17 protein-coding genes are annotated in these 19,951 nt (G+C 67.0%); 10 read left to right on the forward strand and 7 right to left on the reverse strand.

What is annotated here, in order from left to right; translation table 11 throughout:
* Positions 1-31 precede the first annotated feature (31 nt).
* The 5 genes from gltB (at position 32) to AC1RP5_RS00835 (ending at position 7,732) form a co-directional block, all read left to right on the forward strand.
* Positions 32-4,576 carry a glutamate synthase large subunit gene (gene gltB / locus AC1RP5_RS00815; protein WP_493108660.1) on the forward strand — a complete coding sequence of 1,515 codons (4,545 nt, stop codon included), beginning with the start codon at positions 32-34 and terminating at the stop codon, positions 4,574-4,576.
* A gap of 30 nt (positions 4,577-4,606) precedes the next feature.
* Complete coding sequence (locus tag AC1RP5_RS00820; protein WP_493108661.1) at positions 4,607-5,497, forward strand: DMT family transporter; 891 nt, start codon at positions 4,607-4,609, stop codon at positions 5,495-5,497.
* A 4-nt stretch (positions 5,498-5,501) separates the two neighbouring features.
* A complete protein-coding gene (locus tag AC1RP5_RS00825; protein WP_493108662.1) occupies positions 5,502-6,299 on the forward strand; it encodes an enoyl-CoA hydratase/isomerase family protein in 798 nt (265 codons plus the stop codon).
* Positions 6,300-6,360: 61 nt separating this feature from the next.
* Complete coding sequence (locus tag AC1RP5_RS00830) at positions 6,361-7,062, forward strand: CoA transferase subunit A (protein ID WP_493108663.1); 702 nt, start codon at positions 6,361-6,363, stop codon at positions 7,060-7,062.
* Between the two features lie 10 nt (positions 7,063-7,072).
* A complete protein-coding gene (locus AC1RP5_RS00835; protein ID WP_493108664.1) occupies positions 7,073-7,732 on the forward strand; it encodes a CoA transferase subunit B in 660 nt (219 codons plus the stop codon).
* Between the two features lie 193 nt (positions 7,733-7,925).
* On the opposite strand, the gene AC1RP5_RS00840 is transcribed toward AC1RP5_RS00835, so the two are convergent.
* The 5 genes from AC1RP5_RS00840 to cobS all read right to left on the reverse strand — a co-directional run bounded on the left by AC1RP5_RS00840 (position 7,926) and on the right by cobS (position 11,677).
* Positions 7,926-8,612 (reverse strand): lipid-binding SYLF domain-containing protein, encoded by a 687-nt coding sequence (locus AC1RP5_RS00840; protein ID WP_493108665.1) that lies wholly within the window; start codon positions 8,610-8,612, stop codon positions 7,926-7,928.
* Positions 8,613-8,718: 106 nt separating this feature from the next.
* Positions 8,719-9,288, reverse strand: a complete 570-nt coding sequence (gene cobU / locus AC1RP5_RS00845; protein WP_493108666.1) for a bifunctional adenosylcobinamide kinase/adenosylcobinamide-phosphate guanylyltransferase — start codon at positions 9,286-9,288, stop codon at positions 8,719-8,721.
* A complete protein-coding gene (locus tag AC1RP5_RS00850; RefSeq protein WP_493108667.1) occupies positions 9,288-10,142 on the reverse strand; it encodes a class I SAM-dependent methyltransferase in 855 nt (284 codons plus the stop codon). Before AC1RP5_RS00850 ends, cobU begins: the two co-directional genes overlap by 1 nt.
* The gene (locus tag AC1RP5_RS00855; protein WP_493108668.1) at positions 10,139-10,807 is read right to left on the reverse strand and encodes a histidine phosphatase family protein; all 669 of its coding nucleotides are present in this window, start codon (positions 10,805-10,807) and stop codon (positions 10,139-10,141) included. The genes AC1RP5_RS00850 and AC1RP5_RS00855 overlap by 4 nt, the downstream gene beginning before the upstream one ends.
* A gap of 36 nt (positions 10,808-10,843) precedes the next feature.
* Complete coding sequence (cobS, locus tag AC1RP5_RS00860; RefSeq protein WP_493108669.1) at positions 10,844-11,677, reverse strand: adenosylcobinamide-GDP ribazoletransferase; 834 nt, start codon at positions 11,675-11,677, stop codon at positions 10,844-10,846.
* A 54-nt stretch (positions 11,678-11,731) separates the two neighbouring features.
* On the opposite strand from cobS, the gene cobT reads away from it, so the two are divergent.
* Positions 11,732-12,754 (forward strand): nicotinate-nucleotide--dimethylbenzimidazole phosphoribosyltransferase, encoded by a 1,023-nt coding sequence (cobT, locus tag AC1RP5_RS00865; protein WP_493108670.1) that lies wholly within the window; start codon positions 11,732-11,734, stop codon positions 12,752-12,754.
* Positions 12,747-13,214 (forward strand): nuclear transport factor 2 family protein, encoded by a 468-nt coding sequence (locus AC1RP5_RS00870; protein ID WP_493108671.1) that lies wholly within the window; start codon positions 12,747-12,749, stop codon positions 13,212-13,214. The genes cobT and AC1RP5_RS00870 overlap by 8 nt, the downstream gene beginning before the upstream one ends.
* A 161-nt stretch (positions 13,215-13,375) precedes the next feature.
* On the opposite strand, the gene AC1RP5_RS00875 is transcribed toward AC1RP5_RS00870, so the two are convergent.
* The gene (locus AC1RP5_RS00875) at positions 13,376-13,735 is read right to left on the reverse strand and encodes a hypothetical protein (RefSeq protein ID WP_493108672.1); all 360 of its coding nucleotides are present in this window, start codon (positions 13,733-13,735) and stop codon (positions 13,376-13,378) included.
* A gap of 181 nt (positions 13,736-13,916) precedes the next feature.
* On the opposite strand from AC1RP5_RS00875, the gene AC1RP5_RS00880 reads away from it, so the two are divergent.
* A complete protein-coding gene (locus AC1RP5_RS00880; RefSeq protein WP_493108673.1) occupies positions 13,917-14,864 on the forward strand; it encodes an amidohydrolase family protein in 948 nt (315 codons plus the stop codon).
* Positions 14,865-14,875: 11 nt separating this feature from the next.
* Entirely contained in the window at positions 14,876-15,865 is a 990-nt protein-coding gene (locus AC1RP5_RS00885) for a Bug family tripartite tricarboxylate transporter substrate binding protein (protein ID WP_493108674.1), read from the forward strand.
* An 88-nt stretch (positions 15,866-15,953) separates the two neighbouring features.
* Here the strand turns inward: AC1RP5_RS00885 and katG are convergent, their stop codons facing one another.
* The gene (gene katG / locus AC1RP5_RS00890) at positions 15,954-18,119 is read right to left on the reverse strand and encodes a catalase/peroxidase HPI (protein WP_493108675.1); all 2,166 of its coding nucleotides are present in this window, start codon (positions 18,117-18,119) and stop codon (positions 15,954-15,956) included.
* A gap of 171 nt (positions 18,120-18,290) precedes the next feature.
* Between katG and AC1RP5_RS00895 the strand changes: the two genes are divergently transcribed.
* Positions 18,291-19,892 (forward strand): ABC transporter substrate-binding protein, encoded by a 1,602-nt coding sequence (locus AC1RP5_RS00895; protein ID WP_493108676.1) that lies wholly within the window; start codon positions 18,291-18,293, stop codon positions 19,890-19,892.
* Positions 19,893-19,951: the final 59 nt, after the last annotated feature.

Consider the following 19,951-nt stretch of genomic DNA (forward strand, 5'->3'; position numbering starts at 1 on the left):
ATGACAACGATCTCCTGAGCTGGAGTTGACCATGTCCGTCCTTCCCTTCGATGCCGAGCAATTCGTCCGCGACTACAAGAGCGGAACCGACAAGCTCACCGCCGCCTACGGCTACAACCCCGCCGAGGGACTCGATTCCTGCGGCGTCGGTCTCGTGGTCGCGCTGGACGGCAAGCGACGCCGCGACGTGGTGGCGGCGGGCATCGATGCGCTGAAGGCGGTGTGGCATCGCGGCGCCGTCGACGCCGACGGCAAGACCGGCGACGGCGCGGGCATCCACGTCGAGATCCCGCAGGACTTCTTCAAGGAATATGTCCGCGAGGCGAGCGGCGAGCTCCCGCAGGTCGGGCGCATCGCGGTCGGCATGGTGTTCCTGCCGCGCACCGACCTCGGCGCGCAGGAGCGTTGCCGCACCATCGTCGAGGCGGAGATCCTGCGCTTCGGCCACACCATTCTTGGCTGGCGCCAGGTGCCGGTCGACATCTCGGTCATCGGCGCCAAGGCCAACGAGACGCGGCCCGAGATCGAGCAGATCCTGATCGGCCGCGGCGATGCCAAGCTCGACAACCGCGAGTTCGAAAAGCAGCTCTACATCCTGCGCCGGCGCATGGAGAAGGCCGCGCTCGCCGAGAACATCGCCGAGTTCTACGTCTGCTCGCTGTCCTGCCGCTCGGTCGTCTACAAGGGCATGTTCCTCGCCGAGCATCTGTCGACCTTCTATCCCGACCTGCTCGACGAGCGCTTCACCTCGCGCTTCGCGATCTTCCACCAGCGCTATTCGACCAACACCTTCCCGCAATGGAAGCTGGCGCAGCCCTTCCGCGTGCTCGCCCACAACGGCGAGATCAACACCATCCTGGGCAACGTCAACTGGATGAAGAGCCACGAGGCGCGGCTGGAGCACGAGACGTTCGGCCGTTTCATCGAGGACCTGAAGCCGATCGTGCAGCCCGGCGCGTCGGATTCATCGGCGCTCGACAACGTGTTCGAGCTGCTGGTGCGCGGCCATCGCAACCTGCCGATGGTCAAGACGATGATGATTCCCGAGGCCTCGGCCACGAACCCCAACGTGCCGGCCGATCATCGCGCCATGTACAACTACGTGAACGGCGTCATGGAGCCGTGGGACGGACCGGCCGCCATCGCCGGAGTCGCCGGCAAGTGGGCGCTGGTCGGGCTCGACCGCAACGGCCTGCGCCCGATGCGCTATGTCATGACGTCCGAGAACCTGCTGATCGCTGGCTCAGAGGCCGGCATGGTCCCGCAGGACGAGGCCAAGATCGTCGAGAAGGGCCGCCTCGGCCCGGGCGAGATGCTGGCCGTCGATATGGATCAGCCCAGGGTCTACAAGGACCGCGAGCTGAAGGACATGCTGGCCGCGACGCACGACTATGCGAGCTGGACAGAGCGCACGGTCGAGCTCGATTCGCTGATCCGCCAGGACACGCCGGCCACCGAGCATTTCCCCGCCGACGAGTTGCGCCGCCGCCAGTTCGCGGCCGGCTGGTCGATCGAGGATCTCGAAGCGATCCTCCATCCCATGGTCGAGGACGGCAAGGAGGCCGTCGGCTCGATGGGTGACGACGCACCGCTCGCGGTGCTGAGCGACACCTATCGCGGCATGCACCATTACTTCCGGCAGAACTTCAGCCAGGTCACCAACCCGCCGATCGACAGCTTGCGCGAGCGCAACGTGATGACGATCCGTACGCGGCTGGGCAACCTCGGCAACATCCTCGACGAATCGCCCGTCCAGAGCGAGATGCTGTCGCTGCAGTCGCCGATCGTGCTCAACGCCGAGTTCGAGGCGATGCGCAAGTACATGGGCGACACGGTCGCGCGCATCGACTGCACCTTCGATCCGAAGGGCGGACTGGACGCAATGCGCCAGTCGTTCGACCGCATCTGCAAGGAAGCCGAGGACGCTGTCCGCAGCGGCTGCCTGCACATCGTGCTGACCGACGCCAACATCGGGCCGGATCGCGCCGCCCTGCCGATGATCCTGGCAGCGGGCGCCGTGCACTCCTATCTCGTGCGCCAGTCGCTGCGCACCTTCACGTCGCTGAACGTGCGCTCGGGCGAATGCCTCGACGTGCACTATGCCGCCGTCATCATCGGCGTCGGCGCCACGACGGTGAACCCCTACCTCGCCGAGGAGACGATCGCGGCCCACCACGCGCGCGGCCTGTTCGGCAAGCTGTCGCTGGCGCAAGGCTTGGCCAACTTCAAGAAGGCGCTGGACGAGGGCCTGCTCAAGGTCATGTCCAAGATGGGCATCTCGGTCCTGTCGTCGTACCGCGGCGGCTGCAACTTCGAAGCGGTCGGCCTGTCGCGCTCGCTGGTCGCCGAGTTCTTCCCCGGCATGCCCTCGCGCATCTCGGGCATCGGCCTGCGCGGCGTGCAGGAGGAGATCGCCGAGCAGCACGCACGCGCCTTCGACGAGGAGGTGATCGCCCTGCCGATCGGCGGGTTCTACAAGGCCCGCCGCGGTGGCGACCGGCACAATTTCGAGGGCGCGCTGATCCACATGCTGCAGGACGCGGTGAACACCGAGTCCTACGCGAAGTACCGCAAGTACAGCGAGGCGGTGCGCCGCCAGCCGCCGATCAACCTGCGCGACCTTCTGGACTTCAAGCCCGACCGTGCACCGATTGCATTGGACGACGTCGAGTCGATCACCGAGCTGCGCAAGCGGCTGGTGGCCCCCGGCATCTCGCTGGGCGCGCTCGGTCCGGAGGCGCACGAGACGCTGTCGATCGCCATGAACCGCATCGGCGCCAAGTCCGACTCCGGCGAGGGCGGCGAGGATGCCGCGCGCTACAAGCCGCGGCCGAACGGCGACAACGCCTCCTCGGCCATCAAGCAGGTCGCGTCGGGCCGCTTCGGCGTCACGGCCGAGTACCTGAACAACTGCCGCGAGCTCGAGATCAAGGTGGCCCAGGGCGCCAAGCCCGGCGAGGGCGGGCAGCTGCCCGGCCTCAAGGTCACCGAGATGATCGCCAAGCTGCGTCATTCGACGCCGGGCGTCACGCTGATCAGCCCGCCGCCGCATCACGACATCTACTCGATCGAGGATCTGGCGCAGCTGATCTACGACCTGAAGCAGATCAACCCCGAGGCGCGCGTGACCGTGAAGCTGGTCGCGCGCTCCGGCATCGGCACGATCGCGGCGGGCGTGGCCAAGGCCAAGGCCGACGTGATCCTGGTGTCGGGCCATAACGGCGGCACCGGCGCGTCGCCGCAGACCAGCATCAAGTATGCCGGCATTCCCTGGGAGATGGGCCTGTCGGAGACGCACCAGGTGCTGACCCTGAACCGCCTGCGCGACAAGGTGCTGCTGCGCACCGATGGCGGCATCAAGACCGGCCGCGACGTGGTGATCGCCGCGATGCTGGGCGCCGAGGAATACGGTCTCGGCACGGCCTCGCTGATCGCCATGGGCTGCATCATGGTGCGGCAGTGCCATTCCAACACTTGCCCGGTCGGCGTCTGCACGCAGGACCCGAAGCTGCGCGAAAAGTTCGAGGGCAGCCCTGAGAAGGTGGTGAACCTGTTCAGCTTCGTCGCTGAGGAGGTGCGCGAGATCCTGGCGCAGCTCGGCTACAAGTCGCTGCTCGAGATCGTCGGGCGTTCGGATCTGCTGAAGCAGGTGGGTCGTGGCGCGCGCCATCTCGACGATCTCGACCTCAACCCGCTGCTGACGCGCGCCGACGGCGGCCACGAGACCGTGCACTGCACGGTCGAGGGCCGCAACGAGGTGCCCGACACGCTCGACGCCCAGATGCTGCGCGACGTGCAGCCCCTCTTCACGCACCGCGAGAAGATGCAGCTTCAGTACAGCGTGCGGAACACCCATCGCGCCGTCGGCACACGCCTCTCGGCGATGATCACGCGCAAGTACGGCATGGCGGGCCTGCCGCCCGACACCGTGACCGTGCGCCTGCGCGGCACCGCCGGCCAGTCGCTCGGCGCCTTCGCGGTGCAGGGCATGAAGCTCGAAGTGTTCGGCGACGCCAACGACTATGTCGGCAAGGGCCTGAGCGGCGGCACCATCGTGGTGAAGCCGACCATCTCCAGCCCGCTGGTGCCGGAAGCCAACGCCATCATCGGCAACACGGTTCTCTATGGCGCGACGGCGGGCAAGCTGTTCGCCTCGGGCCGCGCCGGCGAGCGCTTCGCCGTCCGCAACTCGGGCGCCGACGCCGTGGTCGAGGGCCTGGGCTCCAACGGCTGCGAGTACATGACTGGCGGCACCGCGGTGATCCTGGGGCCGATCGGCGTCAACTTCGGCGCCGGCATGACCGGCGGCATGGCGTTCCTCTACGACCCCGAGGATGCGTTCAAGCTGAAGGTCAATCCCGAGACGGTGAGTTGGCAGCGCATCGACCATCCGCACTGGGAGGCCGTGCTGAAGGCGCAGGTGGCCGAGCATGTCGCGGAGACCAAGTCGCCGCTGGGCGCGCGCCTGCTCAACGACTGGGACCGGCAGGTCGAGCATTTCTGGCAGGTCGTGCCGAAGGAAATGCTGACGCGCCTGCCGCATCCACTTACCGTGGCGCGAGAGAAGCGCGCGTAAAAGCGCCGCGCACCACAGGAGGAAACATCGATGAGCGACGCGCGGGCATCGCGCGTGGCGTGGCTGCAGCTTGGCGCCGTCGTCGTGCTGTTCGGCCTTGCCTGGCCGGTCATCCGGATCGGCCTGGGCGCCAGCACGCCGATCTGGATGGCGGCGGCGCGCGCCACTTTGTCGGCGACGACGGCGTTCCTCCTCGTCGGCGCGCTGAAGCGGCTGGCGTGGCCCAGCCGCGCCGACTGGCCGATCATCCTCTCGGTCGGCGCGCTGCAGCTGACATGCTTCTTCGCCTTCGCCAATCTCGGCGTGCAGATCGTGCCGCCGGGACGCTCTTCCGTGCTGGCCTACACGACCATGCTCTGGATGGTTCCGCTCTCGTGGATGGTCGGCGAGAAGGTCGGCCGCCGTGGCTTCCTCGGCGCTGCGCTCGGTGTCGCCGGCATCGTCGTGCTGATCGAGCCGCTGCGCTTCGACTGGCACGACCGCACCGTGATGCTGGGTCATGCCTGGCTTCTGGCCGCGGGCTTCACCTGGGCGCTCGCCATCCTGCATGCGCGCCGCCATTCCTGGCGCATGTCGCCGCTCGACGTGCTGCCGTGGCAGATGGGCGTGGCCTCGGTGCTGCTCTGGCTGCTCGCCGTCACGCTCGAACCGGCGGGCCATCTCGACTTCGGCAAGCCGTCGCTTTGGATCGCCCTGCTCTATCTCGGCGTGCTGGCCGGGCCGACCGCGACCTGGGCCGCCGTCTCGGTCGCGCGCGCTTTGCCGCCGGTCACGGGTTCGCTCGGCATGCTGGGCGTGCCGCTGCTCGGCATCGCGAGTTCGGTCGTTCTGGTGGGCGAACCGATCACCTGGCCCCTCGCCTTCGGCACCGCGCTGGTGATCGCGGGAATTGCCATCGTGATCCTGGACAGGAAGAATTGAACGCATGTCCCTGATCGAAATCGAACGGCGCCAAGCCGTCGCTGTCGTCCGATTCAACAATCCGCCCAAGGGCTACATGAACGCCGCGATGATGGGCGAGCTCGATGCCGCCGTCGAAAGCCTGCTGGCCGACGAGACGGTGCGCGTGCTGGTCTTCACCGGCGCGTTGAAGGGCGTGTTCATCGAGCACTATGACGTCTCGGAACTGCTGGGCCTCTCCGAGCGCCTGCGCGCCAAAGGGACCACTTTCTCGCTCGACCGGCCCTCGCCCGAGGGTGCCTATCACAAGATCCTCACCCGCCTCGAAGCAGCGCCCAAGCCGGTGATCGCCGCGATCAACGGCACGGCCATGGGCGGCGGCTTCGAGTTCTGCATGGCCTGTGACATCCGCCTCGCCGAGCGCGGCCCCTATTGGCTGGGCCAGCCCGAGATCAACATCGGCATCCTGGCCGGCGCCGGCGGCACGCAGCGGCTGGTGCGCCTGGTGGGCGAAGCCCGCGCCCTCGAACTGTCGCTGACCGGCCGCACGGTATCGCCTGACGAGGCGGCGTCGCTGGGCATGGTCCACGCGGCGGTCGACGGGCCGGTGCTCGACCATGCGATGACGTTGGCGTCACGCCTCGCCGCACAGCCGCCGCGGGCGGTGGCGCACATCAAGCGGCTGGTCCGCTCGGCCACTGAAACACCCTTGTCACAAGGGCTCGCCAACGAACGGACGCTGTTCATGGACCTCGCGGTGAGCGACGATGGGCATCGGTTGATGGGCGAATTCGTCGCCGGAAAGCGCACGATTCGCGATTGATTGACAGGCAAGCGCCGGCCGCTCCAAATGCCTGCGAACTCGGCGAGGACAGAACCAGGCGATGGCAAACAAGGTCTACAAGGATGCGAAGTCGGCGCTCGAGGGCCTGCTGCGCGACGATCTGATGCTGATGTGCGGCGGCTTCGGCCTGGTCGGCATTCCCGAGCGGCTGATCGGCGCGGTGCGCGACTCCGGCGTGAAGGGCCTGACCTGCATCTCCAACAATGCCGGCATCGACGGCGCAGGCCTCGGCCTGCTGCTCGAGACCGGACAGGTCCGGAAGATGATCAGCTCCTACGTCGGCGAGAACAAGACCTTCGCCAAGCTCTACCTCGAGGGCAAGCTCGAGCTGGAATTCAACCCGCAGGGCACCCTGGCCGAGCGCGTCCGCGCCGGCGGCGCGGGCATCCCGGCCTTCTATACGAAGACCGGCGTCGGCACGCTGGTCGCCGAGGGCAAGGAGACCAAGGTCTTCGACGGCGAGGAATATGTGATGGAGCGCGGCCTGTTCGGCGACATCGCGCTGGTGAAGGCCTGGAAGGGCGACACGTCGGGCAACCTGGTCTTCCGCAAGGCCGCGCGCAACTTCAACCCGATGATGGCGACCGCGGCCAAGATCTGCGTCGCCGAGGTCGAGGAACTCGTGCCGGTCGGCGCGCTCGATCCCGATCACATCCATACGCCGGCGGTCTTCGTGAAGCGCATCTTCTGCGGTGCGCCCTACGACAAGCAGATCGAACAGCGCACAATCCGCAAGGCTTGAGGAGAGAACGATGGCCTGGACCCGCGATCAGATGGCGGCACGCGCCGCCAAGGAACTGGAAGACGGCTTCTACGTGAACCTCGGCATCGGCATCCCGACCCTCGTGTCGAACTACGTGCCGGAGAATGTCGACATCACGCTGCAGAGCGAGAACGGCATGCTGGGCGTCGGCCCCTTCCCTTACGACAACGAAGTCGACGCCGACATCATCAACGCCGGCAAGCAGACCGTGACCGAGGTCAAGGGCACGTCCTACTTCAGCTCGGCCGACAGCTTCGCGATGATCCGCGGCGGCCACATCGACCTCTCCATCCTGGGTGCCATGGAAGTGGCGGAGAACGGCGACCTCGCCAATTGGATGATCCCCGGCAAGATGGTGAAGGGCATGGGCGGCGCCATGGACCTGGTCGCCGGCGTGAAGCGCGTGATCGTCACCATGGAGCATGTCTCCAAGGACGGTGCCTCGAAGCTGCTGGCCGAATGCAGCCTGCCGCTGACCGGCCGCCGCGTGGTCGACATGGTGATTTCCGAACTCGGCGTCTTCTCCGTCGACAAGAAGGGCAACGGCGGCGTGACCCTGATCGAACTCGCCGACGGCGTCACCGTCGACGAGGTCAAGGCGAAGACGAAGGCGAAGCTCTCGATCGCTGCGGGTTTGAAGGTCGCTTAAATAAAAGACCCGTCGTCCTGAGCGAAGCCGCCCAAAGGGCGGCGCAGTCGAAGGACCTCTTTTCCGACGCACGGCGCGTGGAAGCGAAAAGAGGTCCTTCGACTACGCGCCGGAGCCTGCCCCGAGGCACTCGAGGGGGCGCTCCGCTCAGGACGACGGGATTTTTTTATGGAGGCCGCGGTTCGCCCGCGTCCTACCACTTCGACAGATACTGCCTGAGCGGCTCCGCACCCGGGTTGGTGTAGCGGCGGTCCAGCACGACGCCCTTCGCGGTCGCGCCGCTGCCGTAGTAGAGCGCGTTCCAGTCGTTGTCGGCGTCGATGTAGGAGCCTTCGAGCGAGGCGCCCGCGAACAGGCCCTGCGAGTTGGCGAAGGCCACGATGTCGGCGCCGCCGGCCGCCGTCGAGGCGCCTTCGAGGCCGATGCCGACCGCGACCATGGTCACGCCCGCTTCCGCGCCGAACTTGAACTTGTGGTCGATGACCGCCTGCAGGCCCTTCTCGGTCCGGATGATGAACACGATCTCGGAGACCTTGCCGCCGACCTGCAGGCCGACGCTGCCGGAGCCCATGCCGTAGAAGGCCGGGTAGCTCCAGTTGTTGGGCGAGTTGCGGCCCATCAGGACGCCACGGCCGCCGGCGGCGCCGAAGATGAAGCCGCCCTGCACCAGCTCGGGAATGATCATGACGCCGCGTGCCGTGGTCATGACCTTGGCGGCATCGGGAAAGTCCGGACCGCCCAGGATCTTGCGGGCGGTCGCGAGGCAGGAATCGACCAGGGACTGGCGCTTGGCGTCGGCGCGCGCGGGCATGGACGTGAGAAACGGCGCGGCGAACGCGGCCGCAGTCCCCGAAAGGACGGTTCGGCGATCGAGCTTCATTTTATGCTCCGTTGGCTGGCGACCGACGCCGAGGGAGCGCCTGAATGGTCACAAGAGCTGAATCATAACACGTTTGCGGCCGTGTTTCCGGGCCGAATTGCGGCGCTCAGCGCGACAGCGCCGGCCGGTCCTTCATCACCAGCGGCAGCCCGGCGGCCATGAACAGCACCCGGTCCGCGCGCGCCGCGATGCGCATATTCAGCCGGCCCATCGCGTCCCGGAACGATCGGCCGAGCGGCGTTTCCGGCACAACGCCGAGGCCCAGTTCGTTGCTGACGAGGACCACCGGCTGGTTGTGATCATCCAGTGACTGCACCAGATCGTCGGTCGCCTCGTCGACGTCGGCGCCGGCGTGGATGAGGTTCGAGAGCCAGAGCGTCAGGCAGTCGACCAGCACCGGCTGGGCGTGCTGCTTCGCCGTCTCCAGCGCGTCGCTCAGCTTCAGCGGCTCCTCGATGGTGGTCCAGCCGACGCCGCGCCGGGCGCGATGCGCCATGATGCGGGTCGCCATCTCGACGTCGCCCGCCTCGGCGGTCGCAATATAGACCGCCGGCCGCGGCGGCGCGCCGTGCAGGGAGCCGGTGACCAGCCGTTCGGCATGGGTGCTCTTGCCCGACCGCGCGCCGCCCAGGACGAGGGTCACGGCCGGCAGCGGAAAGGTCGAGATGTGCTCCATCAGACGGGGCGTCCGCTCACCAGCCAGCAGGCGCCGGGCAGGCGCACGCCGTCGGGCGTCGCATGCGGCGTGACCGCCTCGCCGATCGCGGCCTTTGCCTTCGCGGCAGCCTCGGGGCCCGCTTCGGCAAAGGCCCGCGCGAGCGCGCCGAAGCGGCCGCTATTCTCCACCACCTCGGCCACGTCCTTGCCGATCCAGATCGGCAGGTCGAGCGGCTCGATCGCCAGCGTGCCGAAGCCCGCTTCTAAAAGGATGCGCTCGACCCGCGCGCGATCGCCGAAGGAATACTGGCCGGGATCTTCCGGGCCGGGCCGCGGCAGCGGCGGCAGGAACGGTGCTGCGGCCTTCACCGGCACGAGGCCCCAGGGATTCTCCTGCGGCGTCCGCCAGCAGACGAAGGCGAGCCGGCCCGACGGCTTCAGTGCCCGCCGCAGGTTGGCGAAAGCGGCCACGGGATCGCCGAAGAACATCACGCCGAAGCGCGAGAAGACGAGATCGCACGACGCCGGCTCGAACGGATGCACCGTTGCGTCGCCGACGGCGAAGTCCGCATTCGTGAGCCCTTGCGCCCGTGCGACCGCGATCAGGGGCCGCGAGACATCGACACCGAGCACATGGCCCGCAGGCCCGACGGACTTCGCCAGCGCCGCCGTCGTGCCGCCGGTGCCGCATCCGACATCGATGACCTTCTCACCGGGTCGCGCGTCGGCAAGAGCGAGCACGCGCGGGCCGATCTCCACCAGCGACCGCTCGATGCGCGCATAGGCATCGAGCCATCCCTGTCCGCCCGGCCCGTTCCAGAACGCCGCCTGATCTGCTGCCAGTTCGGTGGCGCTCTTCGGACCGGAGGTCACGCAGGCCCGCCCTTGGCGAAGGCGAGCGCCCGCGGCATGTAGTTCACGAACGACACGCGCCAGGCATGCTCGGGATTGGCCTGCTCGAAATGCTCGATCAGGGTGATCGAGACATTGTCGATCTCGAAGCGCACCGCGGCCTCGGGATGCAGGTTGAAGGCATGGGCCAGCGCCGCGCGGATGGTGCCGCCATGCGCCGTCGCCACGATGTCGCGGCCCTTATGCTCGGCGGTCAGCCGGTCGATGCTGCGCACCGTGCGATCGCGCAGGTCGACGAAGCTCTCGCCGCCCTCGGGCCGGAACTCCGGCGGTCCCAGCCAGAACAGATGATTGTCGGCATGGTTCTCGGCGATCTCGACATAGGTGAGACCCTGCCACTTGCCGAAATGCTGCTCGGCGAGATCGGAATCGATATGGAGCTTGCCCATCTCGGCGCCGGCCTTGGCGAGATGCTCGGCGGTCTTGCGCGCGCGCAGCAGGTTGGAGGAATACCAGACCGCGCCCTTGGGCAGCAGCTTCGCCTGGTGCCGGAACAGCTCCTCGTTGCTCACGTCGCAATCCATGTCGGACTGGCCGTAGCAGCGGCGCTCCGGATTGGGGACCACGGCATGCCGCACCCACCACCACCGCGTGACCGCACCCGTGATCTTGGCGCCCGTCGCCATGCTCTTCCTCCGATGATCCTTTAAGCGGTGGCCTTCTTAGCGGCCGATGAAGAGCGCCGCCACCACGAGGAAGACGATCTCGGCCTTCTGCTGGACTGCACCGAGAGTATCGCCGGTGTAGCCGCCGAGCCGCTTGGCGATCCAGTGCGTGGCGAACCAGGCCGAACCCATGGCGGCGAGCGGCGCCAGCAGCGCCACGAACAGGCCCTTGCCCAGCAGCAGCAGGAAGGCGAGCCCCGCACCAATGGCGATGGTGAGCCAGACGTCGTTGTCGGTCGGCTTGCCGGCCCCCGCCTGCGCCCCCAGCCCGTCGCCATGGACCGGCGAGAAGGCGAGCAGCGGATAGGCCAGCACGGCGCGCGACAGCGCGTGCGCCGAGATGAGGACGACAAGCCCGGTGGCGCTGCCGAACTGCGCCAGGCACGCGACCTTGATCAGGACAGTGAGCGCCAGCGCCAGCACGCCGAACGTGCCGTTGCGGCTGTCGCGCATGATTTCCAGCCGCCGGGCCGGCTCCAGCGCGTGCGGGCCGAGCCCATCGGCGGTGTCGGCCAGACCGTCTTCATGCAGGGCGCGCGTCAGGATCACCGCGGCGCCGACCGCCAGCACCGCCGCCAGCCAACCCGGCCCCGCGATGCCGCGCACGATCGCGAAGACCAGCCCGGCGCCCAGCCCGATCGCCGCGCCGACGAAGGGCAGCACCGGCAGCACCTCGGCCAGCTGCCAGCGCGGCAGGCCGACATCGAGCTTCAGCCCGGTGAAGAACGTCATCTGCTCCTTGAAGGCCTGCAGCCATTCGTCGAACGACGCGGGGCGCTGGGCGCCGCCGCCTCCAGAGGAGGAAGAGGAGGGTTCGTGGGGACTGGTCATGGTCCCGCGAATATAGGATGGTCCGCCCCCTTCCTGAATGCCCCCGGACAAACAATGTCGGCTGCCTCCTTCGATGAAATGCGCCGGATCCTGCGCGAACTGCCGGGACCCGATCTCACCGCCCAGACCGAGGTGGTCCGCCGCCAGGCCGAGCTGACCAAGCCGCAGGGCGCGCTCGGCCGACTGGAGGAGATCGCCGAATGGCTGGCCTGCTGGCAGGGCCGCGCCCAGCCGAAGGTGGAACGGCCGCGCATCGTGGTGTTCGTCGGCACCCATGGCGTGGCGGCGCGCGGCGTCTCGGCCTTTCCGCCGGAAGTGACGCAGCAGATGGTGAAGAACTTCACCAATGGCGGCGCCGCCATCAACCAGCTCGCCGCCGCCATCGACGCCGACCTGCGCATCTACGAACTCGACCTAGACCATCCCACCGCCGACTTCACGCAAGGCCCGGCGATGGACGAGACGCGCGCGGCCAACGCCATGGCCTACGGCATGATGGCGGCCGAGCCCGGCCTCGACGTTCTGTGCCTGGGCGAAATGGGCATCGCCAACACCACCGCCGCCGCCACGCTTTGCGCCGCGCTCTATGGCGGCAGCGGCGCCGACTGGGCCGGTCCGGGCACCGGCGTCAGCGGCCGCGCGCTCGCGCACAAGATCGCGGTGATCGACGAGGCGCTGCTCCATCACAAGGAAGCGGTCGCGCGGCGCGATCCGCTGGAGCTTTTGGCCACGGTCGGCGGCGAGGAATTCGCGGCCCTGACCGGCGCCATCGTCGCCGCCCGCATGGGCCGCATCCCGGTGCTGCTCGACGGCTATGCTTGCACCGCCGCCGCCGCGGTGCTGCACGCCGTCGACCGCCGCGCGCTCGACCATTGCCTCGTGGCACACCGCTCGGCCGAGCCCGGCCATGCGCGCCTGCTCGACGCGCTCAAGATGCGGCCGCTGCTCGACCTCGACATGCGCCTGGGCGAAGCCTCGGGCGCGGCACTCGCTGTGCCGCTGCTGAAAGCCGCCGCCGCCTGCCACAACGGCATGGCGACCTTCGCCGAAGCCGGCGTATCTTCGAGGAATGCGTAGACGCACCCTGATCGGAGCGCTCCCGCTCCTCGCCCTGGCGCCGCAAGCCGCCCTCGCCCATCCGCCGCGCCAACCCGACCCGGCTGAGGCGAAGCAGTTCATCGCGGAAGTGACCGACTTCCGCGCGAAACTCGCCAAGGCCGTGCTCGCAAAAGACTTCGCCGCGATGCGTCCGCTCTACGCCGACAGCTTCACCCACACGCACGGCTCCGGAAAACTCGACAACAAGGACGCCCGCCTGGTCGCCGCCATGGCCGGCGAACCCTTGATCGAGGCCGCCCCCACGACCGACCTCAGCTTCCGCGTCTTCACCGGCCCGACCGTGATCGTCACCGGCAAGAGCCCGATCCTGAACGTCAAGGAACAGAAGACCTACGATTTCAGGTGGGTGTGCGTTTACGTGACGGCGCAGGACGGGTGGCAGTTGGCGGTGAGTCAGGCGACGCGGCTATCGGGGTAAGCGCGTTAAAGGGTCAGGGCCACCCGCAATGCTGCCTTGGCGCAGAAGGGTAGTAATGCCGGAAGTTAATAAGCGAGCACTCATGTCGGCTAACAATTTCGCACGCTCGCCACAGAAGTTGCCGCCGAACATCGAACCATCGACGTAGGATAAGTACACATTTACCTAGCGTTGGCTGCGACGACTCTCTTGAATTCATTGATCCAAAGCGCGTGTTTGTCGTGTTCGGTTCGTCCAAGCCGCGTCGCGAGTTTAAAGAATCCCGGCCCAGGCATAGGGTCTGACTTATAGACAACCAAGACCGAAATCAGTCCTCGCCCGGCATCATTCTCATCCTCTGACAATTGCCCTAACAGCTCATGAAAAACATGCTCATCCGCTTCGAACCTGATTGAAGAGATCTGCGCTGCGAGATCCGAATATGAGATTGTCTGCTCTCGACGCGCTCTCTTCTGAAGAATTTCCAGAACTTCCTGCTTTGCTGCATCCCATTGAGACTGCGGAAATCCGAAAGATGGCATGCAGCCCCCCTCTCAATCGATCCGACTGTGTTTCTAATAATTATCTCCCGTAGATTGCAATAACCATTAAGCCGCGGCAACTGTTCGGCGACAATCGACCTTGCCACCGGCTCTACCTCTGTTGACATCAACCCACCCCGCCCGCTTCCATTGACGCAACAAAGAATGTCGGGCGGAAACGATGGATCTTCTCAAGACCCTATCGGCGGCGGGTGAGTTCGCGACGCCGATCGTCGATGCGCATCATCATCTGTGGGACTTGAAGGCCGGGCACTATCCGACCAAGCAGGACCAGTACGACAACAACTTCTTCCTCGGCGACTATCGCGCGATCTGCCGCGATTACATGCCGTCGGACTATGTCGCGGCGCTGAAGGGTTTCAACGTCGTCGGCAGCGTGCACATCCAGGCGGCGCGCGCGATGGACGAGCAGGTCGCCGAGACCGAATGGCTGGGGACGATGAACCGGCAGTTCGGCCTGCCCTCCGTCGTTGTGGGCCATGTCTCGTTCATCCAGCCGGATTGCGCGGAGATTCTTGAGGGCCATGCGAAGTCGCCGCTGATGCGCGGCATCCGCTCGCGGCCGACGACCTCGCCGGGGCCGAAGGCCTCGGTCGCTGGCGCGCCGGGCACGATGCAGGACGATCACTGGCGGCGGAACTTCGCGCTGCTGGAGAAGCACGGCATGTCGTGGGACATGCGCATCCCCTACTGGCACCTCGAGGAGGGCGCCGAGGTCGCGCGCGCCTTTCCGGGCATTCCAATGGTGGTCAACCATACCGGCCTGCCGCTCGACCGCTCCGAGGAAGGGCTCGCGATCTGGCGCAAAGGACTGGCGGCGCTGGCCGACTGCCCGAACGTGATGATCAAGATCTCCGAGCTCGGCCTGCCGCACGGCAAGTGGGACGTGCCGAGCAACGTCCGCGTGGTGCGCGAGGCGGCGTCGATCTTCGGGCCGGACCGCATCATCTTCGCGAGCAATCTTCCCGTCGCGAGCCTCAGCACGAATTTCGGCGGCATCGTCGCGGTGATGCGCGACGCGCTTGTGAAGGAGACGCCGGAGACGCTGGCGAAGTTCTTCGCGAAAAACGCCATCCGCTTCTATCGCATTCCGATCCACCTGTCCTGAGAGGACGCGCGATGACCCATCGAGTGACGAGGCGAACCCTGCTGGCCGCCACGGCCGGCGGAATCGCGGCGACGTCCCTTCCGCTCGGCAGTGCGAACGCCCAGGATGCCTGGCCCAGCAAGCCGATCAAGGTGATCATGCCGTTCGGCGCCGGCGGCTCGATGGACGTGCTGTCGCGCCTGTTGGCGCCGATCGTGTCGGAAACGCTGGGGCAACAGGTCGTCGTCGAGAACCGGCCGGGCGCCACCGGCACGGTGACGATGGCCGCCGTCGCTTCCGCGCCGGCCGACGGCTACACGCTGATGTTCACCGGCAGCAGCTATTCCATCATCGCGCTGCTGATGCCCAACCTGCCGTTCAAGATGGAAGCCTTCACGCCGCTGTCGCGGCTCACCGTCGGCCCGACCCTGCTGGCGGTGCCGGCGCAGCTCGGCATCAAGACGATGGCGGAGTTCGTGGCGGCGGCGAAGAAGCAGCCGGGCAAATGGTCGTACGGCAGCTCGGGCATCGGCACGTCGGTGCATCTGGGCGGCGAGCTGTTCAAGATGGCGGCCGGCGTCGACCTGGCGCACGTCCCCTATCGCGCCACGCCGGCGATCGTCGCGGACCTCTTGGAGAACCGGCTCCAGATGTCGGTGCTGGGCGTGGCGGATTGCCGGCAGTACATCGCCTCGGGGCAATTGCGCGGCCTGGCGCTGAGCTACACCGAGCGGATGCCGGAGTTCCCCGACATTCCGACGTTTGCCGAGGTCGGCTACCCGAACGTCCGCGCCAGCAACGATTTCGGCATCGCGATCCGCGCCGACACGCCGGCGCCGATCAAGGCGAAGCTGGAGGAAGCCTATCGCGCCGCCGTACGCCGGCCGGAGATCGTGCAACGGCTGACCGACTTCGGCCTGATCGTCGTGGCGACGTCCTCGGCGGATTTCAGCCGCGTGCTGGCCGAGGATGCCGAGCGCTACACCGCCGTCATCCGCGCGGCGAACATCAAGCTGGAGTAACCGTCGTCCCGAGCGGAGTTTAACGACGGAATTGAAAAGCCCGCCGCGGCTCTCACCGGGCGGGCTTTCCGTTTTCAGGCGACGCGGCTCAGGCGTGCACGTCGAAGCGGTCGAGGTTCATGACCTTGGTCCAGGCGGCGACGAAGTCCTTCACGAACTTCGCCTTCGAGTCGGACTGGGCGTAGACCTCGGCCAGCGCGCGGAGCTGGCTGTGCGAGCCGAAGATCAGGTCGACGCGGGTGGCGGTCCACTTCACGGCGCCCGACTTGCGGTCGCGGCCTTCGTAGATTCCCTCCTCGGCGGCCGGCTTCCACTCGGTCGCCATGTCGAGCAGGTTGACGAAGAAGTCGTTGCCGAGCGTCTCCGTCTTCGCGGTGAAGACGCCGTGCCTGGACTTCGCCGTGTTGGCGCCCAGCACGCGCAGGCCGCCGACCAGCGCCGTCATCTCCGGCGCCGTCAGGGTGAGGCGCTGGGCGTGATCGACCAAGCGCGCTTCGACCGACTGCTCCGTCTTGGTGCCGACGAAGTTGCGGAAACCGTCGGCGGTCGGCTCCAGCGGCTCGAAGGAATGGACGTCAGTCTGCTCCTGCGTCGCGTCCATGCGGCCCGGCGTGAAGGGCACCTTCACATCGTGGCCGCCGGCCTTGGCCGCCTTCTCGATCGCGGCGGCACCGCCCAGCACGATCAGGTCGGCGAGCGACACCTTCTTGCCTGAGGCGATGAACTCCTTCTGGATCGCTTCGAGCTTCTGCAGGACCGCGGCCAGCTCGGCCGGCTGATTGACGGCCCAGTCCTTCTGCGGCGCGAGGCGAATGCGCGCGCCGTTGGCACCGCCGCGCTTGTCGGCACCACGGAAGGTCGCGGCCGAAGCCCAGGCCGTCGACACGAGCTGCGACACGGTGAGGCCCGAGGCCAGGATCTTCGCCTTGAGGCTCTCGATCTCGGCCTCGCCGATCGGCGGCTGGTCGGCCGCGGGGATCGGGTCCTGCCAGATCAGGTGTTCCTTCGGCACGAGCGGGCCGAGATAGCGGGCGATCGGGCCCATGTCGCGGTGCGTGAGCTTGAACCAGGCGCGGGCGAAGGCGTCGGCGAACTGGTCGGGATGCTCGAAGAATCGGCGCGAGATCTTCTCGTAGGCCGGATCGAAGCGCAGCGAGAGATCGGTCGTCAGCATCGTCGGCACGCGGCGCTTCGACGGATCGGCCGGATCGGGCACGGTTTCCTTGCCGTCCTTGGCGACCCACTGATGGGCGCCGGCCGGGCTCTTGGTCAGCTCCCATTCATGGCCGAACAGGTTCTCGAAGAAGTTGTTGCTCCACTTGGTCGGCGTCGTGGTCCAGGTGACTTCGAGACCGCTGCCGATCTGGTCGCCGCCCTTGCCCGACCGGAAGCTGCTCTTCCAGCCGAAGCCCTGCTGCTCGATCGGCGCGGCTTCCGGCTCCGGACCAACCAGCGCCGCATCGCCCGCACCGTGCGTCTTGCCGAACGTATGGCCGCCGGCGATCAGCGCGACCGTCTCCTCGTCGTCCATCGCCATGCGCTCGAAGGTCTCGCGGATGTCGCGCGCCGCCTTCAGCGGGTCGGGATTGCCGTTGGGACCCTCGGGATTGACGTAGATCAGGCCCATCTGCACGGCACCCAGCGAGCCCTGGAGCTGACGGTCGCCGCTATAACGCTCGTCGGCCAGCCACTTGCCCTCGGGCCCCCAGTAGATGTCCTCCTCGGGCTCCCAGGTGTCGGCGCGGCCGCCGCCGAAGCCGAAGGTCTTGAAGCCCATCGAGTCCAGCGCGACGTTGCCGGTGAGGATCAGCAGGTCGGCCCAGGAGATCTTCTGGCCGTACTTCTGCTTGATCGGCCACAGCAGGCGGCGCGCCTTGTCGAGGTTGACGTTGTCGGGCCACGAATTCAGCGGCGCGAAGCGCTGCTGGCCACCGCCGGCGCCGCCACGGCCGTCACCGACGCGATAGGTGCCGGCGCTGTGCCAGGCCATGCGGATGAAGAACGGGCCATAATGGCCGAAATCGGCCGGCCACCAATCCTGCGAATCGGTCATCAGGGCACGCAGGTCCTTGATCACCGCGTCGAGGTCGAGGCTCTTGAATTCCTTGGCGTAGTCGAACGCCTCGCCCAGGGGATTGGAAAGCGCGGAGTGCTGGTGCAGCACCGACAGGTCGAGCTGGTTGGGCCACCAGCCGCTGTTGGGCTTGGCGCGCGGGGCGCCGCCAGAGAACGGGCACTTGCTTTCGGTCGTCATCGTCCATCCCTCGTGTTTCGACTTGTCTCGTTCACTTTAGAATGATTCTAAACGAAACGTCACGTTCATTTTCGAACGGAGCGCATGTCAGCGCCAGTGAACCTTTCTTTGGCACGGTTCTCGCCTTCGTGGTCGCGCAACGACCTCGCAAGAAGGACAGGAACCGTCGTGATGATCATCCAGAAGAAGGCGCTGCTGGGCGCCGTGGCCGCGCTGGCGGCCTTTTCAGCCGCGCCGGTGCTGGCACAGGGCACCCTGCGCATCGGCATGACGGCCTCCGACATTCCGCTCACCACCGGCCAGACCGACCAGGGCGGCGAAGGCATGCGCTTCATGGGCTACACGGTCTACGACGCGCTGATCAACTGGGACCTGTCCTCGGCCGACAAGGCGTCGTCGCTGGTGCCGGGTCTCGCCACCTCGTGGGAGGTCGACAAGGCCGATCCGACGCGCTGGATCTTCAAGCTGCGCGACGGCGTGAAGTTTCACGACGGCAGCGACTTCACCGCCGACGCGGTGATCTGGAACATCGAGAAGCTGCTGAACGACAAGTCCCCGCAGTTCGACCCGAAGCAGTCGGCGCAGGGCCGCTCGCGCATTCCCGCCGTCGCTTCCTACAAGGCGCTCGACGACAAGACCGTCGAGATCAGGACCAAGACTCCCGACGCCTTCCTGCCCTTCCAGATGTCCTGGGTGATGATGTCGAGCCCGGCGCAGTGGGAGAAGCTCGGCAAGGACTGGAACAAGTTCGCGCAGACGCCGTCGGGCACCGGCCCGTGGAAGCTGACGGCCTTCCAGCCGCAGACCCGCGCCGAACTCACGCCCAACAAGGACTACTGGGACAAGGCGCGCATCCCGAAGCTCGACAAGATGGTGCTGCTGCCGACGCCGGAGACCGCGACCCGCACCGCCGCGCTGCGCGCCGGCCAGGTCGACTGGATCGAGGCGCCGTCGCCTGACGCCATCCCGAGCCTCGAGAAGGCCGGCTTCAAGATCGTGAGCAACGCCTATCCGCACAACTGGACCTGGCACCTCAGCATGGTCGACGGCTCGCCGTGGAAGGACGTGCGCGTGCGCAAGGCGGCCAACCTCGCGGTCGATCGTGAGGGGCTGAAGGTCCTGCTGAAGGGCCAGATGATCCCGGCCAAGGGCTTCGTCACGCCGGGCAGCCAGTGGTTCGGCAAGCCCAGCTTCGACGTGAAGTACGATCCGGAAGCGGCCGTGAAGCTGCTGGCCGAGGCGGGCTTCAGCAAGGCCAAGCCGGTCGTCGCCAAGGTGCTGATCTCGAGCTCGGGCTCGGGCCAGATGCAGCCGCTGGCGATGAACGAATACATCCAGCAGAACCTCGCCGACGTCGGCATCAAGATCGAGTTCGAGGTCACGGAGTGGAACACGCTGATCAACCTGTGGCGGGCTGGCGCGAAGTCCGACCTCGCCAAGGGCGCCAGCGCGATGAACTACAGCTACTTCATCCAGGACCCGTTCACGGCCTTCATCCGCCATCTCGATTCCAAGCTGGTGGCGCCCAACGGCACCAACTGGGGCTTCTACCAGGACCCCGGCATGGACGTGCTGCTGGAGAAGGCGCGCACCACCTTCGATCCGAAGGAGCAGGAGCTGGCGCTGCAGAAGGTCCACGAGAAGATCGTCGACGACGCGCTCTTCCTGTTCGTGACGCATGACGTCGCCCCGCGCGCCATGTCGCCCAAGGTGACGGGCTTCGTGCAGGCCCAGAACTGGTTCCAGGACTTCTCGCCGATCACGATGAAGTAACGATACCCGTCGTCCCGATCGGAGCGCAGCGTGGTCGAGGGACCTCTTTTCGCCTCGAC

This window comes from Reyranella sp. GW821-FHT12G01 (assembly GCF_058806575.1).

Excerpts from the sequence above, each read along its gene's own strand:
- gltB (WP_493108660.1), top strand. The coding sequence starts at position 32 with ATGTCCGTCCTTCCCTTCGATGCCGAGCAATTCGTCCGCGACTACAAG.
- AC1RP5_RS00820 (WP_493108661.1), top strand. The coding sequence starts at position 4,607 with ATGAGCGACGCGCGGGCATCGCGCGTGGCGTGGCTGCAGCTTGGCGCC.
- AC1RP5_RS00825 (WP_493108662.1), top strand. The coding sequence starts at position 5,502 with ATGTCCCTGATCGAAATCGAACGGCGCCAAGCCGTCGCTGTCGTCCGA.
- AC1RP5_RS00830 (WP_493108663.1), top strand. The coding sequence starts at position 6,361 with ATGGCAAACAAGGTCTACAAGGATGCGAAGTCGGCGCTCGAGGGCCTG.
- AC1RP5_RS00835 (WP_493108664.1), top strand. The coding sequence starts at position 7,073 with ATGGCCTGGACCCGCGATCAGATGGCGGCACGCGCCGCCAAGGAACTG.
- AC1RP5_RS00840 (WP_493108665.1), bottom strand. The coding sequence starts at position 8,612 with ATGAAGCTCGATCGCCGAACCGTCCTTTCGGGGACTGCGGCCGCGTTC.
- cobU (WP_493108666.1), bottom strand. The coding sequence starts at position 9,288 with ATGGAGCACATCTCGACCTTTCCGCTGCCGGCCGTGACCCTCGTCCTG.
- AC1RP5_RS00855 (WP_493108668.1), bottom strand. The coding sequence starts at position 10,807 with ATGGCGACGGGCGCCAAGATCACGGGTGCGGTCACGCGGTGGTGGTGG.
- cobS (WP_493108669.1), bottom strand. The coding sequence starts at position 11,677 with ATGACCAGTCCCCACGAACCCTCCTCTTCCTCCTCTGGAGGCGGCGGC.
- cobT (WP_493108670.1), top strand. The coding sequence starts at position 11,732 with ATGTCGGCTGCCTCCTTCGATGAAATGCGCCGGATCCTGCGCGAACTG.
- AC1RP5_RS00870 (WP_493108671.1), top strand. The coding sequence starts at position 12,747 with ATGCGTAGACGCACCCTGATCGGAGCGCTCCCGCTCCTCGCCCTGGCG.
- AC1RP5_RS00875 (WP_493108672.1), bottom strand. The coding sequence starts at position 13,735 with ATGCCATCTTTCGGATTTCCGCAGTCTCAATGGGATGCAGCAAAGCAG.
- AC1RP5_RS00880 (WP_493108673.1), top strand. The coding sequence starts at position 13,917 with ATGGATCTTCTCAAGACCCTATCGGCGGCGGGTGAGTTCGCGACGCCG.
- AC1RP5_RS00885 (WP_493108674.1), top strand. The coding sequence starts at position 14,876 with ATGACCCATCGAGTGACGAGGCGAACCCTGCTGGCCGCCACGGCCGGC.
- katG (WP_493108675.1), bottom strand. The coding sequence starts at position 18,119 with ATGACGACCGAAAGCAAGTGCCCGTTCTCTGGCGGCGCCCCGCGCGCC.
- AC1RP5_RS00895 (WP_493108676.1), top strand. The coding sequence starts at position 18,291 with ATGATCATCCAGAAGAAGGCGCTGCTGGGCGCCGTGGCCGCGCTGGCG.